This is a genomic window from Nostoc sp. (genome assembly GCF_036917655.1).
GTDB lineage: Bacteria > Cyanobacteriota > Cyanobacteriia > Cyanobacteriales > Nostocaceae > Nostoc.
In genome coordinates this window covers 16,151-41,324 of sequence record NZ_JBALCY010000047.1, presented here as the reverse complement: position 1 = coordinate 41,324, position 25,174 = coordinate 16,151, and the positions used below count along the sequence as shown (strand labels likewise).

Annotated in this window: 24 protein-coding genes, 1 tRNA gene and 1 pseudogene; 13 read left to right on the top strand and 13 right to left on the bottom strand. The window is 42.8% G+C overall.

The features are described from left to right. Window positions 1-3: 3 nt before the first annotated feature. Window positions 4-1,008, top strand: coding sequence for a zinc-binding dehydrogenase (locus V7K30_RS16925; protein ID WP_335001124.1), 1,005 nt, complete (start codon window positions 4-6; stop codon window positions 1,006-1,008). A 280-nt stretch (window positions 1,009-1,288) separates the two neighbouring features. Here V7K30_RS16925 and ychF read toward each other — a convergent pair whose 3' ends face one another. The 3 genes from ychF to yidD form a co-directional block, all read right to left on the bottom strand. Beyond that, the gene (gene ychF / locus V7K30_RS16920) at window positions 1,289-2,380 is read right to left on the bottom strand and encodes a redox-regulated ATPase YchF (RefSeq protein WP_335001122.1); all 1,092 of its coding nucleotides are present in this window, start codon (window positions 2,378-2,380) and stop codon (window positions 1,289-1,291) included. A 45-nt stretch (window positions 2,381-2,425) separates the two neighbouring features. Continuing rightward, a complete protein-coding gene (locus tag V7K30_RS16915; protein WP_335001120.1) occupies window positions 2,426-2,614 on the bottom strand; it encodes a hypothetical protein in 189 nt (62 codons plus the stop codon). A 249-nt stretch (window positions 2,615-2,863) separates the two neighbouring features. Beyond that, on the bottom strand, window positions 2,864-3,103 hold the full coding sequence (gene yidD, locus V7K30_RS16910; protein WP_335001118.1) for a membrane protein insertion efficiency factor YidD: 240 nt from the start codon (window positions 3,101-3,103) through the stop codon (window positions 2,864-2,866). Window positions 3,104-3,164: 61 nt separating this feature from the next. Here yidD and V7K30_RS16905 point away from each other — a divergent pair, with 61 nt between their 5' ends. Then, window positions 3,165-3,866, top strand: a complete 702-nt coding sequence (locus V7K30_RS16905) for a diacylglycerol/polyprenol kinase family protein (protein WP_335001116.1) — start codon at window positions 3,165-3,167, stop codon at window positions 3,864-3,866. 263 nt (window positions 3,867-4,129) lie between these two features. On the opposite strand, the pseudogene iscB reads toward V7K30_RS16905, so the two are convergent. Together iscB and V7K30_RS16895 are read right to left on the bottom strand one after the other, a co-directional pair. Further along, window positions 4,130-4,792, bottom strand: a pseudogene (iscB, locus tag V7K30_RS16900) (RNA-guided endonuclease IscB); the annotation flags it as partial. Window positions 4,793-4,988: 196 nt separating this feature from the next. Then, complete coding sequence (locus V7K30_RS16895; protein WP_335001114.1) at window positions 4,989-5,912, bottom strand: alpha/beta fold hydrolase; 924 nt, start codon at window positions 5,910-5,912, stop codon at window positions 4,989-4,991. Window positions 5,913-6,380: 468 nt separating this feature from the next. Between V7K30_RS16895 and V7K30_RS16890 the strand changes: the two genes are divergently transcribed. From V7K30_RS16890 to V7K30_RS16875, 4 genes are all read left to right on the top strand, one after another. Continuing rightward, window positions 6,381-6,935, top strand: coding sequence for a thioredoxin family protein (locus V7K30_RS16890; RefSeq protein ID WP_335001112.1), 555 nt, complete (start codon window positions 6,381-6,383; stop codon window positions 6,933-6,935). A gap of 71 nt (window positions 6,936-7,006) precedes the next feature. After that, a complete protein-coding gene (gene pyrH, locus V7K30_RS16885; protein WP_335001110.1) occupies window positions 7,007-7,735 on the top strand; it encodes a UMP kinase in 729 nt (242 codons plus the stop codon). Next, window positions 7,722-8,270, top strand: a complete 549-nt coding sequence (gene frr, locus V7K30_RS16880; RefSeq protein ID WP_273766877.1) for a ribosome recycling factor — start codon at window positions 7,722-7,724, stop codon at window positions 8,268-8,270. The genes pyrH and frr overlap by 14 nt, the downstream gene beginning before the upstream one ends. Window positions 8,271-8,637: 367 nt before the next feature. After that, window positions 8,638-9,759, top strand: a complete 1,122-nt coding sequence (locus tag V7K30_RS16875) for a geranylgeranyl reductase family protein (RefSeq protein ID WP_335001108.1) — start codon at window positions 8,638-8,640, stop codon at window positions 9,757-9,759. A gap of 442 nt (window positions 9,760-10,201) precedes the next feature. Here V7K30_RS16875 and V7K30_RS16870 read toward each other — a convergent pair whose 3' ends face one another. The 3 genes from V7K30_RS16870 to V7K30_RS16860 form a co-directional block, all read right to left on the bottom strand. Next, complete coding sequence (locus V7K30_RS16870) at window positions 10,202-10,822, bottom strand: hypothetical protein (RefSeq protein ID WP_335001106.1); 621 nt, start codon at window positions 10,820-10,822, stop codon at window positions 10,202-10,204. Between the two features lie 119 nt (window positions 10,823-10,941). Beyond that, window positions 10,942-11,811: a CPBP family intramembrane glutamic endopeptidase gene (locus tag V7K30_RS16865; protein ID WP_335001104.1), complete on the bottom strand. Its 870-nt coding sequence runs from the start codon at window positions 11,809-11,811 to the stop codon at window positions 10,942-10,944. 185 nt (window positions 11,812-11,996) lie between these two features. Then, window positions 11,997-12,434, bottom strand: a complete 438-nt coding sequence (locus tag V7K30_RS16860) for an AbrB family transcriptional regulator (protein ID WP_069074038.1) — start codon at window positions 12,432-12,434, stop codon at window positions 11,997-11,999. Between the two features lie 1,469 nt (window positions 12,435-13,903). Between V7K30_RS16860 and V7K30_RS16855 the strand changes: the two genes are divergently transcribed. Next, on the top strand, window positions 13,904-14,914 hold the full coding sequence (locus tag V7K30_RS16855) for a succinate dehydrogenase/fumarate reductase iron-sulfur subunit (RefSeq protein WP_335001362.1): 1,011 nt from the start codon (window positions 13,904-13,906) through the stop codon (window positions 14,912-14,914). A 72-nt stretch (window positions 14,915-14,986) separates the two neighbouring features. Here V7K30_RS16855 and V7K30_RS16850 read toward each other — a convergent pair whose 3' ends face one another. The 4 genes from V7K30_RS16850 to psbX all read right to left on the bottom strand — a co-directional run bounded on the left by V7K30_RS16850 (window position 14,987) and on the right by psbX (window position 17,464). After that, window positions 14,987-15,523, bottom strand: a complete 537-nt coding sequence (locus tag V7K30_RS16850) for a TolB family protein (protein ID WP_335001102.1) — start codon at window positions 15,521-15,523, stop codon at window positions 14,987-14,989. A gap of 48 nt (window positions 15,524-15,571) precedes the next feature. Next, window positions 15,572-16,132, bottom strand: coding sequence for a TolB family protein (locus V7K30_RS16845; RefSeq protein WP_335001100.1), 561 nt, complete (start codon window positions 16,130-16,132; stop codon window positions 15,572-15,574). 47 nt (window positions 16,133-16,179) lie between these two features. Further along, the gene (locus tag V7K30_RS16840; protein WP_335001099.1) at window positions 16,180-17,094 is read right to left on the bottom strand and encodes a Ycf66 family protein; all 915 of its coding nucleotides are present in this window, start codon (window positions 17,092-17,094) and stop codon (window positions 16,180-16,182) included. Between the two features lie 250 nt (window positions 17,095-17,344). Next, a complete protein-coding gene (gene psbX / locus V7K30_RS16835) occupies window positions 17,345-17,464 on the bottom strand; it encodes a photosystem II reaction center X protein (RefSeq protein ID WP_012412183.1) in 120 nt (39 codons plus the stop codon). A gap of 347 nt (window positions 17,465-17,811) precedes the next feature. Between psbX and V7K30_RS16830 the strand changes: the two genes are divergently transcribed. Beyond that, window positions 17,812-18,105, top strand: a complete 294-nt coding sequence (locus tag V7K30_RS16830) for a YggT family protein (RefSeq protein ID WP_335001097.1) — start codon at window positions 17,812-17,814, stop codon at window positions 18,103-18,105. A 125-nt stretch (window positions 18,106-18,230) separates the two neighbouring features. Here the strand turns inward: V7K30_RS16830 and accC are convergent, their stop codons facing one another. Then, window positions 18,231-19,574, bottom strand: a complete 1,344-nt coding sequence (gene accC / locus V7K30_RS16825) for an acetyl-CoA carboxylase biotin carboxylase subunit (RefSeq protein ID WP_335001095.1) — start codon at window positions 19,572-19,574, stop codon at window positions 18,231-18,233. Between the two features lie 888 nt (window positions 19,575-20,462). On the opposite strand from accC, the gene V7K30_RS16820 reads away from it, so the two are divergent. From V7K30_RS16820 to V7K30_RS16800, 5 genes are all read left to right on the top strand, one after another. Further along, a tRNA-Leu gene (locus V7K30_RS16820) sits at window positions 20,463-20,543 on the top strand. A 128-nt stretch (window positions 20,544-20,671) separates the two neighbouring features. After that, window positions 20,672-21,295: a chorismate lyase gene (locus tag V7K30_RS16815; protein ID WP_335001093.1), complete on the top strand. Its 624-nt coding sequence runs from the start codon at window positions 20,672-20,674 to the stop codon at window positions 21,293-21,295. Between the two features lie 355 nt (window positions 21,296-21,650). Continuing rightward, on the top strand, window positions 21,651-22,226 hold the full coding sequence (locus V7K30_RS16810) for a Uma2 family endonuclease (RefSeq protein WP_335001091.1): 576 nt from the start codon (window positions 21,651-21,653) through the stop codon (window positions 22,224-22,226). Window positions 22,227-22,257: 31 nt separating this feature from the next. Then, the gene (locus tag V7K30_RS16805) at window positions 22,258-22,821 is read left to right on the top strand and encodes a Uma2 family endonuclease (RefSeq protein WP_335001089.1); all 564 of its coding nucleotides are present in this window, start codon (window positions 22,258-22,260) and stop codon (window positions 22,819-22,821) included. Between the two features lie 463 nt (window positions 22,822-23,284). After that, window positions 23,285-25,072 carry a DUF3352 domain-containing protein gene (locus V7K30_RS16800; RefSeq protein ID WP_335001087.1) on the top strand — a complete coding sequence of 596 codons (1,788 nt, stop codon included), beginning with the start codon at window positions 23,285-23,287 and terminating at the stop codon, window positions 25,070-25,072. Window positions 25,073-25,174: the final 102 nt, after the last annotated feature.

Sequence of the window (25,174 nt, the reverse complement as noted above, 5' to 3'; positions counted from 1 at the left end):
ATAATGATGAACCCCAAGACTTATAAAAAACTAGTTGTCAAACAGTTGAGCCGAGATTTTAGAACCGCTGTCGATATTGTTGAAGCTGATTTTCCTATACCTGCTCCCAATGAGATTGTCGTGCGTAATCTGTTTGCTGGAGTGAATGCTTCGGATGTGAATATTGCTGCTGGGGTATATTTTCAAAATACACCACCATTCGATGTCGGAGTTGAAGCTGCATCTGTTGTCGTTGCTCTTGGTGAGAATGTACGGCATCTCCACATAGGTGACCATGTTATTACTTTTCAAATAGGAGGTGGATACCGCGAGTATTTTGCAATTGATGCTACTCAAGTTATTCCAATTAAAGAAGCGACAAGAGAAATACTGACTGTTGTAGTCAGTGGTATAACTGCTGCAATTGGTTTAGAAGTTGTTGGAGAAATCAAAAGCAGTGATGTGGTATTGGTAACAGCCGCAGCGGGTGGCACGGGTAATTATGCTGTCCAACTCGCCTTGCTTGCAGGTGCTCATGTGATTGGAACATGCCGAACGCAAACAAAAGTTGAATTTCTCAAGCAGCTTGGCTGTCATCGAGCGATTAATTACTCTCAAGAAAATCTTGATGAAATTCTCAAAAAAGAATATCCTCAAGGCATTGACTTAGTTTATGAATGCGTTGGGAGTGAGTTGTTTGATATATGTGTTGATAACCTGGCACAGCGCGGTAGAGTAGTTATCGTCGGATATATTTCTGAATACTTATCATCAGAACTAGAGTTGGTAAACCGTCCGAGAATATACAACAAATTACTATGGAAATCAGCCTCACTACGCGGCTTTCTGTTTGTTGACTATTCAGAATATCTACAAGAGAAACAGTCTCGACTGATGGAATTATTATCGACAGATAAGATTAAACCTGCTGTTGATTCAACAGAATTCAGAGGAATAGAGTCTATCGTTGACGCTGTGGAATACTTATATAGTGGTAAAAATTGCGGTAAAGTTATTGTTCGTTTTTAACAACAATTATTAACCTATACCACTCATAAAAACTAATAACTGACTAATCACACTAAAAAGCGCCCCCCTTTTCGAGAGCGCCTTTCATTTTATTTGACCTAATTAGTGATTGCAACTATATTTTGACGATAGCTAGTTTATTTGCTAGCGCAAATAAACTAGCTTCATTAATAATTGTATTATAACATATTTTTAAGATTTTGTCAAGTTATTTAGAGCGATCGCAACTTGGTAGGGCGTGACCATTATCTTATTGATAACGGTCACTGATTAATTACATTTACACATTAAATCGGAACAACATTACATCTCCTTCCTGCACAACATACTCTTTCCCTTCACTGCGAACCAACCCTTTCTCCTTCGCAGCATTCATCGAACCAGTTGTTACCAAATCTTTATAAGCAACAGTTTCGGCGCGAATAAATCCCCGCTCAAAATCACTATGGATTACACCAGCAGCTTGAGGTGCAGACATTCCGGCATTAATTGTCCAAGCGCGGGTTTCTTTGGGGCCGCAGGTAAAATATGTCCGCAAGCCTAGAAGCATGTAAGTTGCACGAATCAATGATTTCAAACCGCCTTCTTGCACACCTAAAGACGCAAGAAAATCAGCTTTATCTGACTCTGGTAATTCTACTAATTCCGCTTCAACTTGGGCCGAAACTATGACAACTTGGGCATTTTCTGTCGCTGCAATTTCCCGCACTTTTTCTACAAAATGATTACCAGTTGCCAACTCATCCTCAGATACATTGGCGGCGTAGATAATCGGTTTATAAGTGAGCAGTTCCAGTCCCTTAATAATCTCTGTTTCTTCTTCATTCAAGCTCACCTGACGCACCGATTTACCTTCATTTAAAGCCGCAGCTAATTTTTCCAAAACTGAGACTTCAAACTGTGCATCTTTGCTGGTACGAGCTTGTTTGCGAGTGCGGTCAATTCGCCGCTCAATTTGTGATAAATCTGATAAACCCAACTCTATATTAATGATTTCAATATCTCGCGCTGGGTCTACAGAACCAGCAACGTGGATAATATCGTCATTTTCAAAACAACGTACCACATGGACGATCGCATCAACTTCCCGGATGTGGGACAAGAATTGATTTCCTAGTCCCTCACCCTGACTTGCACCTTTAACTAAACCAGCAATATCTACAAATTCCACCCGCGCCGGGATGATTTGTGCCGAACTGGCAATCTTAGCAAGAACATCTAACCGTTCATCCGGTACTGCGACAACGCCGACATTCGGTTCAATCGTGCAAAAAGGGAAGTTAGCTGCTTCTGCTTTGGCATTAGCAACTACAGCATTAAATAAAGTAGATTTTCCGACGTTGGGAAGTCCGACAATTCCGGCTCTTAGCATTTTGGATTTTAGATTTGGGATTTTGGATTACATTACCAAGGTAATCTAAACAGGTTCCGGTATGGTTTGGGGAATCGGCCCTGGAACTGTTTGAGGAATCGGAGCAGGTACTGGTTCTGGTACAGGTTGCGGACTCGGTAGCGGATTCGGTTCAGGATTGGGGCTGGGTAGCGGGTTCGGGCCAGGAGTAGGAATTTGTGGTTCTGGTATAGAAATCGCAGTGGGATTAATCATGGTAAGTCTAAATTAAATTATTCAACCTTCCCAAACTAGATGACAACCTCAGCTGTTGGCATCTCCCCAAAAGACTATACCCACGAACACTCCCTTTAATAATTTACCGTTTTTAAACGCTCCAGGTAGCAAAGTAAACGCAAAAGTACGCAGAGTATTGCCAAATTTAATTCGTAGCCAATACACTAAAACAAACTTTGCGTCCCTCTGCGTTTCTCTCTGCGCCCCTATGCGTTTAAATTTCAACCCTCAATTCGGCTCTTTTACCTTTTCTACCACCTCTGGCACTGGATCGTAACCACCTGGATGAAACGGATGACAGCGCAAAATCCGCCGAGTTGCCATCCACCCACCACGCAACACTCCAAATCGTTCAATGGCTTGAATAGCATACATCGAACAAGTTGGTTGAAAGCGACAAGTCGGGAGAAACAACGGCGAGATAAACATTCGGTAGCCCCGAATCAGCCAAATAAATAATAATTTCATTGCAGTTACCCAAATCTTATAAATTAGTAACAGAGGTAAAAATTTTCATTTTGTTGCATCTTTGTTAATTACATTTTCTGACTTCACCTCAATTCCGGTTTTATGGCTGCAAATTGCGATAGCTGCAATTTGGGTGTTACTCATCCTCCTAATTGCATCGGTGGTAAACCGCTTTGCCAACAAGCCAGAAATCGTGCGGAAGATAGTTCATATTGGCACTGGTAATGTGATTTTAATCGCTTGGTGGCTAGATATTCCCGCTAGCGTAGGGATTACAGCTTCAATTTTAGCGAGTGCAATCACCTTATTATCTTACCGATTGCCCATTCTCCCTGGTATTAATAGCGTTGGACGCCAAAGTTTAGGGACGTTTTTTTACTCTGTCAGTTTCGGTATTTTAGTCGCCTGGTTCTGGTACTTGCAACAACCTCAATACGCAGCACTAGGAATTTTGATCATGACTTGGGGAGATGGATTAGCAGCCTTGATTGGGCAACGCTTTGGTACACACAAGTATAAAGTTTTTGGTACAGAAAAAAGTTGGGAAGGCTCCCTAACGATGATGCTCGTTAGCTTTCTAGTCTGTAGTTTGATTTTAGTTGGAACTCAAGGAAACAGTTGGCAAACTTGGGCAATATCACTGTTAGTAGCAGTTATAGCTACTGCTTTAGAGGCTGTTTCCTTTTTGGGTATTGACAATTTGACAGTTCCTTTGGGCAGTGCAGCCCTTGCTTTCTTTTTAAGTCAGTTAGTTTTGAGTTAATAATTGCTTTGAGTACTATTCCTAATTGAGCAAACAAGAGATAGCGCCAAAAATTCATCGTTAGTTAACAAATATAATCCTTCTCATCTGATTCCAATACGGGTAATACCAATTCTGTATAAAGATGCTCCAAATCAGATGAGGAACGAACCGCAAAGGGCGCAAAGTACACAAAGAAAAAAATAAATATTTTTGAATATATTCAATACCACCCATTACGTGAAAAGTGAGCCGAGTCAATTACCGCGATCGGTATGCCTCTAATCGCTTCCTCCCCTTGATTTTGGGTAAATATGCTCAACCTCAAAAGGTACGTTTTCAACACCGCAGTAAGCGCACCTTCTGCCCCACTTTTCAAGTAAATATTCCCTAACTTCGTAGCCTGCAAGTTCACCTTGCTGATATTCTTCACCTGATATTTCAGGATTTTGCATTAATTGGAGGTCGAATTTAACTAATTCTTGAGATATCCCCGTAATTAGCGCATATCGAGTTATGCGTTCAACCCAAGTCATGATATTTTTGACCCTAGATTCTAGACTTGGTGGCAACCAGCCTTTTGGTCGAGTCCTGTTTAAAAATCTCGGCTGACGGTAACGAGTTTTTCGGTTACGACGATGGCGGCGAATGGCGCGACGTGACTCTATATCATTCTTGATTTGTTGTCCACGATGGCTTAATTCAGCAGCCCAGATTACCTTGTCACCTTGCACAACTGCTAATCCAGTAGTTTTGGAACCTGGATCTATTTTTAATTGATGTGGCTCTATTTCACGATTAGGAACTGCATATTTTAAGATGATTGTGAACGGGTAGCGACGATACACAGCAGCTTGTTGTAACTTCAATAATCGTCTTGCCTGTCCTGGTGGTATTGGATTTAACGGCTGTTTGTTGGTGTCAAGTACAAATACGAAATTAGACATTGATTGTCCTCCCATCACTGGGGTTATGTTTTCCTCGCCAATGTTTTGAGAACTTGTTAAGTCAACCACACTCCCTTAACCAAATACGGGTGTTTAATGTTTGACGATAGAGCTACAGGCTGGAAAGCACCCACAGGTGTCATGATTCTCAAAACGTAGCTTTATGCTTAGGCTGGCTATCTGTCCAGTAGCAGTACTAGATGTCTAGTTTTGTCCACTGTTTGGTGAATAGCTCCAAAATCCAATCGAGTAAAATCGGATTGACTAACTCCGGCGCTTCATCCTGCGGACAATGCCCCACTCCCTCTAAAGGAATAAACTTTTCTACTTGTGGAAAGTTTGCTAATTCTCTACCTAACTTGATTGGTTCCCACGGATCAGCCGTTCCCCACAAGATAATCGCCGGACAGGGTAACAGTGGTAAAAGGTCTTCAGGTAGTGGCCCTGTAGAATAAGAAGTAAAAGCCAGAAACACAGCCCCAGCCCCCGGATCACTTGCTGGTGAAGTGAGAATATCTACTAACTCATCTGTCACCATCTCAGGATTAGCATAGGCTTGCAGCAGAATTTTCCGCACTGTTTTCGGTTTGGCGAGTTGATTGAAAAAGAAATCACCAACTGGTTTGATGGATAACAGGCGTTGCAGTAAAGGCGCTCCGAAACGACGAGTCCAAGGTAAAGTTACCCGTTTGCGATCGTGCAACAGCCGTAAAGAACAGTTGAGCAAAGCAACTCCCAAGGCAATATCTGGGTTGCTTACTGCTGCTTGCATGGCTACAATACAGCCAATAGAATTTCCGACTAAAAAAGCTGGCTCACCGACAACTTCGCGGCAAAAATCTGCTACTTGCTGTCCCCAGGTTTCTAGTGTATAGGCAATTTTTTCACCAGGTTGAGGTTTTGCGGAAGCGCCAAAACCAATCAAATCGATCGCATAAACACGGCAATTTTCGGCTAATACGGGAATATTTTTCTGCCAATGCCACCAAGAAGCGCCAAATCCATGCACCAGGACAACAGCAGGCCCAGTGGTTCCTTGGGTTTGATAGCAGATCGGGAAATCTTGCCAAATCCAGGTTTTTGTAGAGTTAAGTGCTGTTTTTGAACTTGAGGTTGTCATGGTAAATTTGATGAATACAAGGGTAAAAGCCTTTCAGTAGCAACGCGCAAGCAAAATTGTTTTTAATTTGAATAAAATTTATCAGATTTTCAAAGTAAATCCTTTGCTCTAGTGATAGCTTAGACATACACCATGAAAGCTTCTAGGCTGATAACACTAGCATCAAGCTGATAGTTTTATCCAGCATAGAGAGTTTTCATGTTATTGATAGAGGTAATTTACTCACAAATTAGATTATGTCAGTATTAGAAATCATAACTTCTATAATGTGAGTAAGGTTTTCGCTATTTTTTAGATGCGAGCGAATTAGCATCAGTGCTAGATTCAGTAGTTTCACAATTTACGATAGCTAATTTGGTCTATAAGATTGTCGAATATGAGGCATCGGCTAAGGAGTGGTTTGCAACTGGAAACTGACGCTGAATTTAACAACATTTTTCTTGTTCCTAGTTCTGCGAGCCAGACAACATGAATATACTAGAAACAATCGATACTCCCATTGGGAGCTACGCACCCGATTTTGAACTGCCAGGAATTGATGATCAAGTACACCATCTCAGGCGTTATCTTGAGAAGTTTCGAGCAGTGGGCGTTATTTCCATGTGTAACCACTGTCCTTATGTAGAGTGGTATATAGACAGGTTAAAAAACATTCAAGCCGAATTTACCCCGAAAGGCTTCACACTAATTGGTATGAATGGTAGTGATGGCAATAACGACACTAGGCCAAGCTTTGAAAATATGAAAGCTTTTGCCCAGCATCACGATTTGAACTTTCCTTACCTGTGGGACTCGACGCAAGATGTAACCCACAGTTTTGGTGCTACAAAAACACCAATGGCCTTTCTAATAGATACTAACGGTATAGTCCGCTACAAAGGTAAAATTGACGATCATCCCCAAGATGCATCAGCAGTGGGAGACGATTATTTGAGAACTGCGATCGCTTCTCTGTTTCTTGGTAAAGAAATAGATATACCACAAACAGAACCAATAGGTACTACATTGATTTGGCGTAACTAGACATAGATTGTCCCTGTAACTGCTATCTTAAATTGGAGGCAATTGCAACTTTTTTGATAAAGCGTAACTTCATGGGAACGAATTACCGACGGGTTTTACTCAAACTGAGCGGTGAAGCCTTAATGGGCAACATGGGCTATGGCATTGATCCAGAAGTGGTCAAAGGAATAGCACAAGAATTAGCAGAGGTGATCGCCACTGGCACTCAAATCGCCATCGTTGTTGGCGGCGGCAATATTTTTCGTGGCGTCAAAGCAGCGTCGGCGGGGATGGACAGGGCAACCGCTGACTATATTGGGATGATTGCCACGGTAATGAACGCCATGACGCTGCAAGATTCGCTGGAACGCATAGGGGTACAGACGCGGGTGCAAACTGCGATCGCTATGCAAGAATTAGCAGAACCATATATTCGTCGTCGTGCCATCCGCCATCTTGAAAAAGGGCGGGTGGTAATTTTTGGTGCTGGTTCGGGAAATCCCTTCTTTACTACAGATACTACTGCGGCATTAAGAGCCGCAGAAATTGATGCGGAAGTGATTTTTAAAGCCACCAAAGTAGACGGAGTGTATGATGCTGATCCTCATATTTATCCTGATGCGAAGCGTTACAATAGCCTCACCTACGCGCACGTTTTAGCCAAAGATTTGCGGGTGATGGATAGTACTGCGATCGCCTTGTGTAAAGAAAATAATATCCCAATTCTGGTATTTGACCTAACGGTGCGAGGTAACATCCACCGAGCAGTCATGGGAGAATCCATCGGCACCGTTGTGGGAGGTTCTTGTGAAATTAGCTGAAGCTGAGAGTACGATGCAAAAAACCGTTGAGTCAACTCAACGAGCTTTTAACACGATTCGCACTGGTCGCGCCAATGCGAGTCTATTAGATAAGGTATTGGTAGACTATTACGGTTCGCCCACGTCCTTGAAATCACTGGCAAACATTAGCACACCGGATGCCACGACGATCTTAATTCAACCCTACGATCGCAGCAGTTTAAATATAGTCGAAAAAGCGATTTCCCTCTCAGATGTCGGTTTAACCCCCAGCAACGACGGTTCCGTAATTCGGCTGAATATTCCGCCCCTGACAAGCGATCGCCGTAAAGAATTCGTCAAAATGGCATCTAAGTATGCTGAAGAAGGTCGTGTTGCTATTCGCAATATCCGTCGAGATGCCATAGATGCCATTCGCAAACAGGAAAAAAATACTGAAATTTCTGAAGATGAAGCACGGGATCAGCAAGACAAACTGCAAAAACTGACAAACAAGTACACTGCAAGAATAGACGAATTGCTCGCAGAAAAAGAAAAAGACATCACCACTGTTTAAAGTCTAAAGTCTGAAGCATAAAGGCTGAAGGATGATGGATAAATTCTTCAGCCTTTATCATTTCTTAGGTATCTAACAAAAATTGATCAAGTGAATAATTAAAGTAGGGGCAATTCATGAATATATGTGTCAACTTCAGGTAAAACCCTTTTCAAACCTCGTTTCCAGCCTCTGGCTGGAAATGCTGCTCATTGTGGCTCTGCCGCCAGTAAGCGAGGCGGAGCCTCAACGACGGGCATTCCCAGTCTGAGACTGGGAACGAGAGATTGAGCAAGTAAGTGAGCGTGAATCATTAAAGTAGGGGCAATTCATGAATTGCCCCTACTCAATAGAAAATAAACTAATTCAGGAGCAAAAATTCAGCCTTATGTACGATTGCATCATCGTTGGTGCTGGGCCAGCTGGTGGAACAGCTGCATATCATTTAGCCAAGCAAGGTCGCTCAGTATTAGTGTTGGAAAAAGAATCTCTACCAAGATATAAACCTTGTGGCGGTGGTGTATCTCCAGCGATCGCTCAATGGTTTGACTTTGATTTTAGCCCAGTGATTTCGGTGAAAGCCGACTCCGTTCGCTTTACCTGGAAATTGGGCGACCCCGTGGAAGCGAAAATTGCCACAAAAGAACCAGTCTGGATGGTGCGACGAGATATTTTTGACCATTTCCTAGTGCAGCAAGGACAGAAGCAAGGGGCTGAACTACGAGATAATACGGAAGTAACGGGTATTGAGTTTAAAAGTGATTATTGGCAAGTTAATACAACTAATGGCTCAGTTACAGGTCGCTACTTAATCGCGGCTGATGGTGCCAAAGGGTCAATGGCAAAATGGTTAGGCTTCAAAGAACGTAAACGCCGTTTAGCGGCAGCCTTGGAAGCAGAAGTTCTGGCAACTGTCAAGGACAAATCCACAATTCATTTCGAGTTTGGCTTGGTGAAAAATGGCTACATTTGGAACTTCCCAAAAGCTGATGGTTATTCCATTGGTGTCGGTACGTTTATCGGTGGCGAACCTCAAGATTTTAAGAAGATTTTAGATGAGTACGCGCGATCGTTTAATGTAGATATCAAAACTAGCAAGCAGTATGGTTATCCCCTTTGCTTGTGGGATGGCAACCAAAAGTTGCATACTCAAAATGCAGTTTTAGCTGGGGAAGCTGCTTGTGTAGTTGATCCAATGACAGCAGAAGGCATTCGTCCGGCAATTTTTAGCGGTTTGATTGCAGCAGGAGCGATTAATGAGGCTCTTTCTGGTGATACCAACGCTTTAGAAAAATATAGCGAAGACATTAATGAACAATGGGGTACTGAGATGGCTTGGGCGCAAAAATTAGGTGGAGCATTTTATCGCTTTCCAGGCATTGGCTACAAAGTTGGTGTTAAGCGCCCCTCCGGTGCCCAAATCATGGGTAAGATTCTATGTGGAGAACTACGCTATGGCGACGTTGCCAGTCGCGCCTTGAAGCGTTTAATCCCTGGTTTTGGCGGTTAAGGATTAGGTAAAAAATCTCTAACAGACGAGACACCCACCCCAAAAAATTAATCATCTCTTGTGGGATGGGCGTCTCGCCATTGGTGTCAACTTAACGTGAAAACCTGCCTAGAACCAGCTTTTAGATTGTCTCGTTCCCAGTCTCAGACTGGGAATGCCGTTCTAGAGGCTCCGCCTCCCTTGCTGGCGGCAGAGCCGCAATTGAGCTGCATTTCCAGCCTCTTGCTGGAAACGAGATTTGAAAAGACTTTTAGCTTAAGTTGACACCAATGGTGTCTCGCCCGCCCTATTTTCACTTTATTTATGCCTATCTACTTATACCAATTCTATATGAGACTGCGCTTTATTCACGTAGGGGCAATTCATGAATTGCCCCTACAGCCTGTAGTTTTGTATCAGTCTTATGGGCACATCTTCAAACAGAAATGGTATTACCATTTCTCTAAACTAGGGTTTTAGACAAGGAACTCTCAAAGGTCTGTAATATAATTCCCAGAATCTTTTCGACTGCATTAACATGATATTCTATTGAGTCAATGCAAACAGTATTCTGTTCTAAAGTTAAGAATTTCCAAGCGGTACCACTTGTCACAACTCCATATATAACTTTAATATCATTTCCTGCTCTTTGATTGAATATCTGAGCAGCAATCATTGTGGCTGCACATTGCCCCAATCCGGCGATGATATTCTCATTTTTGGCCTCTATAACAGTGACTACTGGAGCGCTGATAAAATACTGTTCACGAGATGCACTGAGGATGAAGTCACAAAAACCTGATAGTCCTTTCGCAGGATCAATATTGAACTCTGTACCTGAAAATAAGCTGATCTGATAATTTAACTGTCGCCTAACCTCAGACAGAATAGGAGCGATTAAAAACTCAGAACGAGCTTTTTCGCTGTTAATGGCAGTCGCTAAAGTTAGGTTCTCATCCAGCAACCGCTTTAGCAAGTCAGAGGGCTGCACCTCGCCTACAGTCAGAAACAGATTACGTGTCTCTTCCAAAGTTAAGCTAAATGCATCTCTGACTTTAAGGAGACTAAAATCACTGTATGCCATAGACTTCTGCTCCAGTTCTATCTTAATAGTGTATGGCTTGCCCCTCTTTGCAAGATATTATTTTAAAGGCAAGCTTGGTTAGCAGACTCGCCTCTCAAATATTGCACCTCGGCGCGAAATTAAAAATACCTAGAGAAAAACCAGATAATCACTCCAGTTCCCAATATACAAATAATTCCCGCCAAGCCAGCTAAGGGTTTTTTGTTCTTACCTGTGAACCAGTCAGAGACTTTACCTGTGTAAATAATTACTTCTGCTGTATCTAGGGTAGCGATCGCCCATACCCATCCCGCGTGCAATCCCCAAGCTAAACCCAAATTGCCGTCCGCAGCAAAGCGTGCCAACACCAGCACCATTCCCATCAGCCACAATCCAGGGAGTTGAGGTGCGGTTTCGCGTTGCTCCCAAACCAGGTGTAGCAAGGCAAAAATCAAGCTAGAAATTGCTGCTGCTACCCAAACTGGATAATCCTGCGCTAATTCAGTGAACAGGAAACCGCGAAAAACTAACTCTTCTATCCCACCGACTAATAACGCTATCAAGAAAATCGGTAGCAAGATGGGTAGTACTAACTTGAAATTCGTCTTTTCAAAAGAACACCAACCTAACCCAAATTGCCCACTAAATACAATAGCTAGGCTCACTACTCCCAAACCGAAACCTAGCGCTAAAGAACCAAGAGTTGAAAGATTCCCAACAAAGCCGTAATCCGAAAAAGATTTATTGGTCAGCCAACTAACTCCCCATAGAATCAGGGGAGCTAATAGATAGAGTGACGCCAATAACGGCATCTTTTGCTCTGGCTGCAAAGGTTTAGTGGGTTGCCAATTGAGCAATATTGCTGCTACTGCTGCTATTGGCAACCAGCAAACTATCCAGCAAATAAAAAATGCCATCACTATAACTAGTGGTGGTGCATTTTCCAGAAATGCCAGTAGGACGTTGACCGAAGGCTCAAAGAAAGTTATCAAAATAAACAAAAAAAACACGATAGACTTCTTGCACTATAGATTTCTTGCTGATTAATCAAGACTCTACTAAATTTGGTGACTTCTGCAAGGGGTCTAATCGTATTTTTTACCTGGGACAAAATTTTCTCAATAGAGCTACCAGTTTGCCGACGGGATAAGGACAAGTTATCATTACCTGAAACTTATCCCTACCATCAGCAAATTTACTCTTCGTCTTCCAAATCTTCGTCTGATTCGTCAGAATCTATATCTTGTGAGGTTAGTTTTTTATCAGTTTCACCGAGTTGAATCAAGTGAATATGCTTGTATCCCAACCTAATTTCAAACTCATCTCCAGGTTTTAAGCCCATTGCCTTGGTATATGTAGCACCAATTACAATCTGACCGTTTTGATGGACACTAACCCGATATGTCGGTTCACGACCACGACCATCTTTAGGTGCTTCTGGACTTAGAGGAATTCCTCTAGCCGATAGCAAAGCGTCATAAAAATCGGTAAGATTGACACGAACCTGGTTATTCTTAGTAACAGTGTAATAGCCACACTGTTTAGCTCTTTCTCGGCGTGGTAAAGTGGAAAGTTCTTTTACTTTAGCAAGTAGTGCTTTTCCGGTTAATGGCGCGGTTGCAGTTTCAGTCATTATGCTCAAATTTTCCTTACTCTCTCCAAACTGATAAACGATGTAGTCTCATGCCAGCATTTAGCTTTTTAGCATTTGCATAGAGCTACTTAAGACCCTAGTGTAACGGGTGAATTCCTGCCGATAGGAGCCAAAAGCACTTCTATTATGGTTGTCCATAACCAATTAGAGGTCATAGTTGCCACAGAAATTAATTTTGCTAATTTCAGGCCACTTTTAACCATTATTCGCCATCAGAAATAAAATTGTTTTCTCTTTTGGCGCTACTGTAGCGATGTAACTTTCAGCCACCTTTACAAATTGGGTTGGTTCTACTACAAATAAGTCGTAGACCCAAAAGATTGCAGGTTTTCCACTTTTAGTGCTTGCCCTTCTGGCCAATGAGCAAGTAAAGTTTTCTCTACTCGTCCTCTCAAACTTAGGACAGCATAGTATTTCAATAGAGTCCTACGGGCATACGCCCTTTTGTCCTGCCAGTAGAGACATGAATTTTCTTGTCTCTACATTACGATTCAACAAAGCAGTAGTAGCCGCGCTGATCCGGCTATTGATTCTGGTTTTGTGACTTCGTAATTTTATATTAAATACTAGCATGGACTAATAATAGCAAAATAGTTGTTTAATTTTGAATTAAAGTTGCTGGTAAATTTTTATTTAAATTTCTGGACTTAAAGCTTGGAAAAAGCAGTGAGGATTTTCCTAACCCTTTATTGCAAGCGTGAGTATTGCTCTATGGCTTTTATAGAAATTTATCTAATTTAGACGAGCAGTTTTGACCAATGAGTTAAATCCAAGATTTTCTTGATTGAGAGGAGGCAAAAATCTAAAAGTCTCGCGGATCATGGATTCCCGGTGCAAGAACTTTTCTTTGAAAGTGATGAAGATTTTTCCTCGGTTTATTACTTTAAGCTCAAAAGCGGTCAGAGGATTTTGTCCGTATGTCTATGGGAAGAATAAATATCTTAACATCTGCCTACCGCTTGATTGCCACTACTATATATTGAACATCTGCTTTTACACTTCTATATAATCAAAAAATTCCGCCATGCGGTAGCTTGACAGAATTTTCCAGGCAGGACTGCTTCACTGAAGTTGACATCAAGACGTGTCACTAACCTGATATGCATTTAATTTGGATATGATCGCTAGGTTAAAGATAAACCTAAGTGTCTTTTTCCGCAAACCCCGTTTCCTTTACATTCCCAAACAGCGAAATTCAATGCAAAGCTGAGATTACATTTTTGGCGTTTTAACTCAGAATTTGACACAAATCTTGCCTAGAGCGCTGCTAAAACTAAAGTTTTAATGGTTATCCTTAAACTAGAATCAGTCGCTCTTTCATCGTCAGCCTGTTAACACCAGAGTTTGAATTAAGGGCAAAAAGAGTATAGCTCACTTTTCGCAACTAGCTGCCTTTACTGATGATTGTTGAGGCTGGTGAAGCAATTTTAAAATTTTGGTTAGTGGTCATGGAAGTTATTTTTAAGGTGATTCGACAGCAACAAAATTCCTCTCCTGTTGTGCAAACCTACCTCGTAGAGGCAGAACCAGGTAATACAATCCTGGATTGCCTCAATCAGATTAAGTGGGAGCAAGATGGAACTTTGGCGTTTCGCAAAAATTGCCGCAATACCATTTGTGGTAGCTGTGCTATGCGAATTAATGGGCGTTCGGCTTTAGCTTGTAAGGAAAATGTTGGCAGTGAACTTGCCAGATTACAACAAATACCATCACCCCAAAGTAAAGTAAATGGCATTGGTGAAATCACGATCGCCCCTCTGGGCAATATGCCCGTGATTAAAGATTTGGTTGTAGATATGAGCAGTTTCTGGAATAATCTAGAGGCAGTTGCTCCTTATGTGAGTACGGCCGCACGACAAGTACCAGAAAGAGAGTTTTTGCAAACACCACAAGAGCGATCGCGCCTCGATCAAACTGGCAACTGTATTATGTGCGGTGCTTGTTATTCGGAATGCAACGCCCGTGAAGTTGATCCAAACTTTGTTGGCCCCCATGCCCTTGCTAAAGCTTACCGGATGGTAGCAGACTCCCGCGATAGCGACACCCAAAATCGTTTAGCAAGCTACAACGAAGGTACTAAAGGCGTATGGGGTTGTACCCGTTGTTTGTACTGCGATTCAGTTTGTCCAATGGAAGTTGCACCATTAGAACAAATCACCAAAATTAAACAAGAAATTCTCACCCAGAAACAAGTCAGCGATAGTCGCTCACTTCGTCACCGAAAAGTGTTGGTGGATTTAGTTAAAGAAGGTGGTTGGATTGATGAACGTCAATTTGGTTTACAAGTTGTCGGTAACTACTTTCGGGACTTAAAAGGATTACTCACTCTTGCACCCCTCGGTTTGCGGATGATCCTTCGGGGCAAGTTTCCCCTATCATTTGAACCTTCAGAAGGGACGCAACAAGTGCGATCGCTTATTGAATCTGTGCAAAAAGTAGAAAAAAAAGTTAGGAGTTAGGAGTTAGGAGTGAGGAGTTAGGAGTAAGGAATTTTAACTCATAACTCATAACTTCTAACTCCTAACTCTATTTCAACGTGGTTCTTGAGGTATATTCAACGGCTGTCCATTCCGGTCATATACTAAAATATCCCACTGCCCATTGTTACTAGATTCAAAAGCAATCCTACTACCATCAGCGCTAATTGTAGGGTTGCGGACTTCTGCTTGTAGGTTATTAGTCAAATTCCGTGATTGACGTGTTTCCCGATCATAGAGAAAAATAGCCGATCGCCCCTGACGGCTAGCAGCAAACACAATATAACGACCATCTTGTGAAACGCTAGGATGAGTTGCGATCGCATCAAAGGAATTTAAACCTGGTAAATCAACCAAATCACGAGTTACCGTATCAAACATATAAACATCTTGGCTACCGCGTCGGTCAGTAATAAAAACAATGTATCTCCCAGAAATTTGAGGGTCTAATTCCGACGCTAAACTATTGAGACTCCGACCCCCCGGATCAAAGGGATAACTCAAAATGCGAGGGTAGCCAAAACACCCAGTCAATAAACTTAAGCAGAAAAATAAAGGTATAAAAAAAACACGTTTCAGATATATAGTCATTAGTCAATAGTCTCACAACTCCTAACTCCTAACTCCTAACTTTCTCCCCTACGGAGGTGAACCTACAGTTGCACCGTTGGGAATATCTAACTCAATATTTGGCCCCCTGTCTAGAACTTCAATATCCCACTGACCACGGGTGGCGGTTTCAAAAACAACATAACGTCCATCTGGGCTGATATTTGGTTTTCTGACCCAGCCGCGATAGATTGGTGTGACGATTTGCGACTGTTGCGTAGCGCGATCGTAAAGCGCCACAACTGGTCTACCTTGGTCACTAGTAACATAAGAAATATAACGCCCTGTGTAGCTCAAGCTAGGACTTTCAGCAATTGTTTCCTGTCGGTTTATCCCCGGTGTGCTAATAAACAGTTGCCTTTCCAAATCGTACACTAGTAGCTGCTGATTACCATTCCGATTAGATACAAATGCTAAAAAGCGCCCATTTCCACTCAAAGCAGGTTGCTCCTCGGTGTAGCGACTGTTGAGGGAAGTAGGCCCTATGGGAATATCATTAGAACTACAAGATACAAGCAAACTTGTTAAACCAAAAACCAGGCTCCAATGAATAGGTCTTTGGAGCCAAAATGTAGGCGTAAATTTTTCCACCTCAACTGTTTTCCGCCGCCTCTAAATCTACTTCCACGCCAACTGTTTTAAACATCGTCATCAAAATCGGTCGAATTGTCTGGCCTCTCATTTGGCTTTTCAATTGGGTTGTATGGTACATAATCAGTTGGTATCGCCTCATCATCTTCGCGCCCTCTTCGAGGAGTTGAGTCAGTAGGCGGACGACGCCTTCTCGGTCTGGGAGCAACATCATCTTCACGACTTTCGGGACGCCCAGACCCGTTATTAGTGCGGCGAGAAGGTTTTCTGACTTCCCCTCCCGAACTTTCCCAATCATCAACTTGCCTAGATGAAGAACCCCAATTCTCATCTTCAGAGCTTTCAGGAGGGCGATTCACAGGACGGCCAGAAGTCCGCCGCCGCGTTTTATCAGCTGGAGCCTGTTTTTCACCACTGCTGCTGTTACGGCGTTCTGTACGACGGGGGGGTTGCTCCTCATAGTAGTTATCACGAGTGGAAATCTCATCCCTGCTACCCCGAATCCGGGCACGCACGGGGCGTTCTTCCTCGTCTTCATAAGGCAATGGATCTAAGTCTTCAATTTCAGCCTGATAATTTTTGCGATTCTTGTACTCATAGTTTCTGCTTACCTCTCGCTCATCATCCACAATCGGAGTGTTGCGCTTTGCTTGCTGGGTAGCTATACTCCGCAAGCGAATACTTTCAACTGCAAAAAACACAGTTGTACCAACTAAAAGCAGTTGACCAAATTGTAGAATGGGGTCTAGCCGCCATCCTTGAAAGACGAGAATGAAGCCGCAGAGCAAACCGACTGCCGCAAAAAAGATATCTTGATCCCGTGACAATTCTGGACGCACAGTGCGGAGAAAATACAGTGCTGCCCCAGCCACAGCCAGGAAAATTCCTAGAATACTGGCTGAATTTGCCCCAAAATTTACCTGAGCCAGAAAACTGGCTGAGTTCAGCCCAAAATTTATCATTGCTGTTTTCCCAATATCAAATCTATGTTAGCGAGTCACAATTAAAATCACTACTCTAATTAGTCACGATAAATATTGAAGCTTCAAAGCCTCTGGCAAAGAAGCTCTGAAGCTGTTCACCAAAAAGTAAAAACACCTATGTCTGTCATCTACAACTGCCACCAGTCGCAGTTTTTGCTGCTTTTGGTGAAATAAATGTAGATAGCTGACAGACAATCGATTATGAGAGTTAAATTAACTCTCATAAGCATTATGAACGCTGAATTTTATCTTTTTGGCTAATGAAAATTAGACCAACTGTAACGGGTATTACAACAATTGCAGTACCCCATAACAGACTCCAAAGAAAATTTGCTAAAGAAGGCGTCATACTTCTCAACCTTTTTTTACACACTTCATCCTAATTTTAATAGTGTATTACTTTCTTGAGAAGCCTCTAACTCTGAACTGCTAAACTTGGTAACTGCTATGAGCGAGTTTGCTTTTTTATTCCAGATGGAAGTGACAGCATTTGGTTAAAATGATGATGAGAGTGCTTTACAAAGCTTAAAATTTTTGTGGCGATGTCTACGATGGTCACTGAGCTTTGTCGTACCCTTCGGGAAGCAAGCTACGCGTAGCGTCTCGTAGAGAAGTGCGGGCTATTCGGCGTCGCAAAGCGCGGCTTACCGCTGCCTAAGTTTTTCTTTCTTTACAGATAGATAGTACCTTAAACCGATGACTGGTGTTGACCTGACTGCTTGGATTCTTGGCCCTGTGTTAGGGGTGATGACATTTTTATTTATATTTCGGATCATTCTCACTTGGTATCCGCAAGTGAATCTGAATCGTTTGCCCTTCAATTTAATAGCTTGGCCTACTGAACCATTTTTAGTGCAATTGCGAAAACTGGTGCAACCTATAGGCGGAGTTGACATTACACCTATTATTTGGGTTGGTATCTTCAGTCTGCTGCGAGAAATATTACTAGGTCAGCAGGGATTGCTGACTATGCTTTCTCGTGTGAATTAGGGATGGGGCATTGGCCAAACAGGGCAATTCAATTTTGGATTTTGGATTTTAAATTTTGGATTAAATTTCAATCTAAAATCCAAAATCTAAAATCTAAAATCTAAAATTCTTACTCCCCCACTCCCTTAACCGTTCATTTCCTGCACAAAATTTGTATAGACATTACCCTGCAAAAATTGTGGAGTTTCCATAATTTTTTGATGAAACCCAATAGTGGTGGGTAGTCCAGTAATGGCACATTCCCGGAGTGCGCGTTTCATGCGGTTAATAGCAGTGGGTCGGTCTGGGGCCCAAACAATTAACTTGCCGATCAAGGAATCGTAGTAAGGCGGGATTTGGTAATCTGTGTAAACGTGAGAATCAATCCGAACACCAGGGCCTCCAGGGGGCAGATAGCCACTAATGCGTCCAGGAGAAGGCCGAAAATCATGATCTGGGTCTTCAGCGTTGATCCGGCACTCGATCGAATGACCCCGCAAAACTACTTGCTCTTGGGTAAGCTTGAGTCTTTCTCCTTGAGCAATCCGAATTTGTTCGGCAACTAAATCTATTCCAGTAATCATCTCTGTTACAGGATGTTCTACTTGAATCCGGGTGTTCATTTCCATAAAGTAAAATTTACCCGATCTATCCAAGAGAAACTCGATAGTACCCGCCCCACTGTAATTAATGAATTGGGCAGCTTTTACAGCAGCTTGTCCCATTTTCTCACGCAGTTCTTGGTCGAGAGCCGGACTTGGTGCTTCTTCTAGTAGCTTTTGATTCCGGCGCTGAATAGAGCAATCCCGTTCGCCCAAGTGGATAACATTACCGTAGTTATCCGCCAAAATTTGAAATTCGATGTGGCGGGGACGTTCAATAAATTTTTCTATGTAAACGCCAGAATTCCCAAAAGCTGCTCCTGCTTCCCCTTGGGCTGCGAGGAAAAGTTTCACAAATTCATCTTCAGAACGAACTAGGCGCATACCGCGTCCACCGCCACCGGCTGTAGCTTTGATCATCACTGGATAGCCGATATCCTTGGCGAATCTTAATCCTTCTTCCTCAGATTCTACTAACCCCTCAGTACCTGGTACTGTAGGGACTCCAGCTTTTTGCATGGTTTCTTTGGCAGTGGATTTATCCCCCATCCGCCTGATAGCTTCTGGAGTTGGGCCGATAAAAGCAATATGATGGTCGGCACAGATTTCCGCAAACCGGGCATTTTCTGCTAAAAAGCCATAGCCTGGATGAATGGCAGTGGCATTGCGCGTCAGGGCGGCAGCAATAATATTCGGAATATTCAAATAACTTTTACTGCTAGCAGGTTCGCCAATGCAAACCGCTTCATCAGCAAGTTGGACGTGGAGAGCATTACGGTCAACGGTGGAGTGAACCGCAACTGTGGCAATCCCCATTTCTTCACAGGCGCGGAGAATGCGAAGGGCGATTTCTCCCCGATTGGCAATTAATATTTTGTCAAACTTCATTTTTTAGTTTCGATATCATTACCAGTAGATTTACCAAATTCCTCGCGCCGTGGAAGCCCCTACATTCATGTATGGGGGTAAGGCGCAGGCGGTAATAAAGCGCCGTCACATTATCGCCTTGGGGCTACTCTATTCGGTGTACCTTTGTAATGTACTTTCAACGGGACAATTACCGCTTCAAACTTTTCGCCCTGTACGCATAATGTTTTGCTCAAAAGAGCCTCCCTTACGGGGTAATGTTAGCTTCTCCCAAGGGGAGATGCTTCGCGAACGACAATGTTAGAGGTCGGTAACTATCCAAACGACACTTCTTTAACCCTTGTACAGATGTTTAATCGTTCGGTTCTAGTGCAAGGAACTAGCTTGTCTGACGACACGCTGACGCGAACGCATTCCTTGGTAGGTCTTTTAACTCTTGCCTCTAACGTAGTTCAGTTAAGAACTTAGTCTGGTCAGATTAGGACTTTTTCAAGCCCCCAGATTTATCCGTGGGGTTTCTGACATTTTCTCTGATCCAACTTGAAACGACGCTTTCGCACTATTTAAAATTATCACAGGAGATTCGCCACCCTGATTCTAAGAAAACGCAAGGTTGCAGGTTGCTGCCTCTACAGTCTTACTACATTAACAACATTGCTGCTGTAAGTCTTGGCTAGCTTACCAAATTCGGCTTTTGCGGTGGCTTTTGCGACGCCGAACAGCCCGTCGTAGACATCGCACCGCGTCTCCTACAGTAGCTCTACCCTTTTTAATATCACTTGTGCAGCTGCTAGATTTCTGTCAGTCTGATACCGCCTTGAGAAAATTTATATTTTTGAGCAACTGAATTTAGATATCACCTTACTATAATTATTTTCTTATGCTATAGTCTATGTTTAGACAAACCGTGCGGATGTGGCGGAATTGGTATACGCGCACGCTTGAGGTGCGTGTGGCTTTGCCTTGCGAGTTCGAGTCTCGCCATCCGCATTTTTGCTTGTTTAATCATAGGGTCAATAGTCAAGGGTCAAAACACCTTAGACTGTTGACCCTTAAATCTTGGTATAGCTCTGGTTTTTTATGCTTTTATAGAAATACGTGAAGTTTTGTAAAAAGCATTGAGTATTACTTTTACGCCGACAAACAACTTAACACTGCCAGCAGCTTGGCATCGCCTCACTCCGATTTGGCAAGGAGGGGAGGAAATAATTCAAAAAAGTTTACCTCATACTCAGCTAGCACCGGCTTGGCAGCTAATGCTTTTGGGTGACGGCTCTCCAACACGTCACCTAGAATTGCTTACAGGTGAGCCTGTAGAAGTAGATGTGATTGATATGTCATTGATTGGCATGGACTTGGATGCGGCTCCTGATTTAATTCAAGCTGTCCCAGGGCCGCGACTACGGCGACAAGTGTGGCTGCGTACCGCTTCTGGCCAACGATTAGCCTATGCTACCTCGTGGTGGGAAGCCAGTCATGTAGATGAGTATTTGCAAAATCGTTCATTACCAATTTGGGCAAGTTTAGCTCGTCTCCGCACAGAGTTGTATCGGGATGTTCGAGGAATTTACTACGGTGACTCATCGGCGCTAGAGTCTGGTTTTGATGTAACTGGGCCTTTTTGGGGTCGCCACTACTTGTTTTGGCATCATGGACAGCCACTAACCTTAATTTATGAAGTTTTTTCGCCTTATTTAACCAAATATTTGGGAGCTATGCAATTAAATTCAACAAATCAATGAAGAGTGCTGAGTTCCGAGTTCCCAGTGCTGAGTTAAAAGACCGCCCACAAGGGGCGGGGCTTTTACCATAGTGCAAAAGTACTGAGTACTCTTATTACTCAGCAGTCAACAGTCAGCAGTCAGTACTGAATATGGTAAAAAGTTATGATGTGGTGCGATGGCGTACCCGCAGCCTTAGGCGATGTCTACGACGGGCTGTTCGGCGTCGCTACCGAGCAAAACCAAGTAGCTGAAATCATACAATGAAATTATCAAAGGAAGGTTGAATTATTGTTGCAGCGATCGCCTCTAATAGTAGTGTCGTTGTTAGGCGATCGCACCCTCTTTAAAATAGAGTCATTCCCCAAGATCAACCATGATTCCACTCACAACCCAATTCACCCTCGAAGAATTTCTTGCACTTCCCGAAGGAGACATCACCTACGAACTCATTGATGGAGAAGCTGTTTCTAAATTCAAAAAGGATGAAATGGCACCAAAATTTTTTCATAGTTCTATAACAGGTGCGCTATTTCTACTATTGTCTGTATGGGCGCAAGGAAAGGGGCGGGTTGTAATTGAATGGGCAATTAAGTTAACACGAAATCAACAAGATTGGGTTCCTGTACCAGATTTGACATATATTTCTTATAATCGGCTTTCTGCTGATTGGTTGCAAGATGAGGCTTGTCCTGTTGCACCCAAATTAGTCATTGAAATTATCTCCCCCAGTCAAACTTTCCCAGAAATGACCGAAAAAGCCACTGATTATCTAAAAGCTAAAGTTCAACGAGTTTGGATTATTGATCCTAGAGCAAAAACTATTACTATTTTTTATCCTGATATTCTCCCTCAAACCAAACGCGGTACTGATAGTTTAGAAGATTCCTTATTTGAAGGGTTGCAAATTACACCTCAACAAATCTTCCAACAAGCAAAAATTTCCTACTGATGTTAGCAAGAAAGGCACGAGGAAAGATTTAATGAATACTGTTGTGCTAAATCTAGAACCGATTGCTCATTTAACCGATGAGCAATTTTATCAATTGTGTATTGCCAATCGTGATTTAAGTCTGGAAATGAATGCAGCTGGAGAACTAATCATTATGCCACCAGTAGGAGGAGAAAGCGGAAATCAAGAAGCAGATTTAATTACAGACTTAAATAATTGGAATCGTCAAGCTAAATTAGGGAAAGTTTTTAGTTCTTCAACTATCTTTATACTTCCCAACGGTGCTAAACGTTCTCCTGATGCTGCTTGGGTAAAATTGGAGCGGTGGGAAGCTTTAACACCAGAACAACGAAAAAAATTTCCGCCACTTGTACCTGACTTTGTGATTGAACTGCGTTCGGAGACAGATCGGCTGGCATCGATTCAAGAGAAAATGCAGGAATACATCAAAAATGGTCTGCGCTTGGGTTGGCTGATTAATCCTCAAGATGCAAGAGTAGAAATTTACCGACTTTTGAAAGCTGTAGAAGTTGTGCAAATGCCAGCGATTGTTTCTGGAGAAGATATATTACCTGGATTTGAGTTGCAAGTATAAGTAGGCAATTAGCCTGACGGCATAGCTTTGCTTACCACATTTTCCATCCAAAAGATGCGATCGCCCATTAAAAATTGTAGCCAAAGTACTTCAGATTCCTTTCTCTGGAACGAACGGAGGCTTTGCCAACCCAGAGTAGTGTGAGTTAATCATGACTTGCAGCTTTGTCCAGTTAGTTATATTCTCAAATTGCTTGGAATAACGGATTTACTTGCGGAAACTCTCCGACTGAGGAATTAATCTTAGGGAAACGTCCTACGAAATTCAACAAAGCGTGTTAAAAATGGTAACTGAGCCAAAAACACAGCTTTTGAAAGACTCAGGAAGGTTTATTACGGAAATATCATCAATGTCTAGGATGGAGAAATTTATGCAGTTAACTGCCCTAGACAACGAAAAACTTTTTGGTTAACTTAACCAATCAAACAAGTAATGAGTTTGCAAGTATAAGGTATAGGTTTCAATGGCACCGCCTCTTGTGTCTGTTCCGATGAAGAAAAATAAGAAACCGTCTCTGGTGCTGACGCTCTCGGCTGCTGGGCTATTGATTGGTGCAGGGAGTATAGGATACTGGTTGTTAAGCCAGAGACAAATATCTTCTAGCGATTTGCTAGTAGGTGCAAATATTATTCCTGGTGATGCCCTGTTTGCGGTTTCTCTGACAACAGATCCCCAGCAGTGGCAGAAATTGCGGCAGTTTGGGACAAAAGAAACCCAAGCAGAACTGGACAAAAATTTAGTAGAATTGCGCGATCGCTTTCTGACTAATAATGGTTACGACTTCCAGAAAGATATCGCTCCTTGGGTAGACAGTGACATTACGATCGCAATTCTTGCCCCAGCAACAGCGAGTAAACCTACACCCAAACCAGTTACCACCAATGAAGATGCTGCCAGTGATCAGCAATCGATGGTGATGGTATTGCCAGTGAGAAACCCAGAAATCGCCAAAAGTATTTTGGCACAACCCAAAACCCTTAAACAAGGCAAATGGATTGACCGTATTTATCAAGGGATCGCCATCAAACAAACTGAGGGACAAGCAGGGGAAAACTTTTCAGCGGCATTACTAGATGGGCGTTTTTTAGTTATAACTGATAGTCCCAAAGCCACAGAACGAGCGATCGACGCCTACAAAAATAAAACATCCCTAGCGACAACAGGGGGCTTTGCTGAGAATTTTCCAAAAATTGCCAACTACCAACCCTTTGGCCAGTTTTACGTAAATGTGCCAACAGCAGCCAAAATAGCCGCAGCTGCTCCAAACCGCCCTTTACCTGCTCAAGTTTTGGCTCAACTGCAAAATAACCAAGGTTTAGCAGGGACAATGACTTTAGAGGCAGAAGGAATCCGCTTCAAGGGCGTTTCTTGGCTAAACCCTAATAGTCAACGGGTGCTGGCGGTGGAAAACAACGCGGGGAAAATGCAAAGCCGTGTACCAGCAGAAACCTTAATGATGCTATCTGGCGGTAACTTACAGAGGTTGTGGGGAGATTACGTTTTAACATCTCAGGGAAATCCCCTCTCGCCGATCGCACCAGAACAGATCAGAGGTGGTATAAAATCTCTTACTAATCTCGATTTAGATAAGGATTTGCTCGATTGGATGAAAGGTGAATTTTCCTTATCAGTGATTCCTACTACTCCAAAACAAGGTTCACCAGATGATTTTCGGGCGGGTTTAGTGTTTATGGTACAGGCAAGCGATGCCTACGGCGGGCAAAGCCTACGCCAATCAGCTGAAGCATCTATAAAACAGCTGGATGACGTGATGAAAAATCAATACCAATTCCAAGTCCAATCGGCAAAAGTTGCAGGGCAACCCGTTGTTAACTGGGTTTCACCTTATGGGACGTTAACTGCCACCCACGGCTGGTTAGATGGAGATGTCGCCTTTCTAGTAGTGGGCGCTCCCATCACTGATAAAATTGTACCCAAACCCAATAACACACTAGCTAGCACGATCCCCTTCCAACAAACAGTTCCTACAGAACCAAATCCGACAAATGGTCAATTTTTCCTGGATGTGGAACGAACTGTGAAAAATTTCCCTTTACCAACTCTAATTCCCAATCAACAAACTTTGCTAGATGCAACGCGCTCAATTGGGATCACATCTGCTGTCAGCGACAGTCGCAGTAACCGTTACGACATTTTTATAGCACTCAAAAAAGTTAGTAACTTGACAGCCTTGCCTAGTCCAGAAAGCAATAAGAGCAACTCTGCTACACCATCTCCGACTTCTCCATAACACCAATTGGAAAAGTTAGGAGTTAGAAGTTAGGAGTTGTACCAATTCTCAAAAATATTGCTATACATCAATCTTCGCGTCTGGTGTATCTTTCCCTCAGAG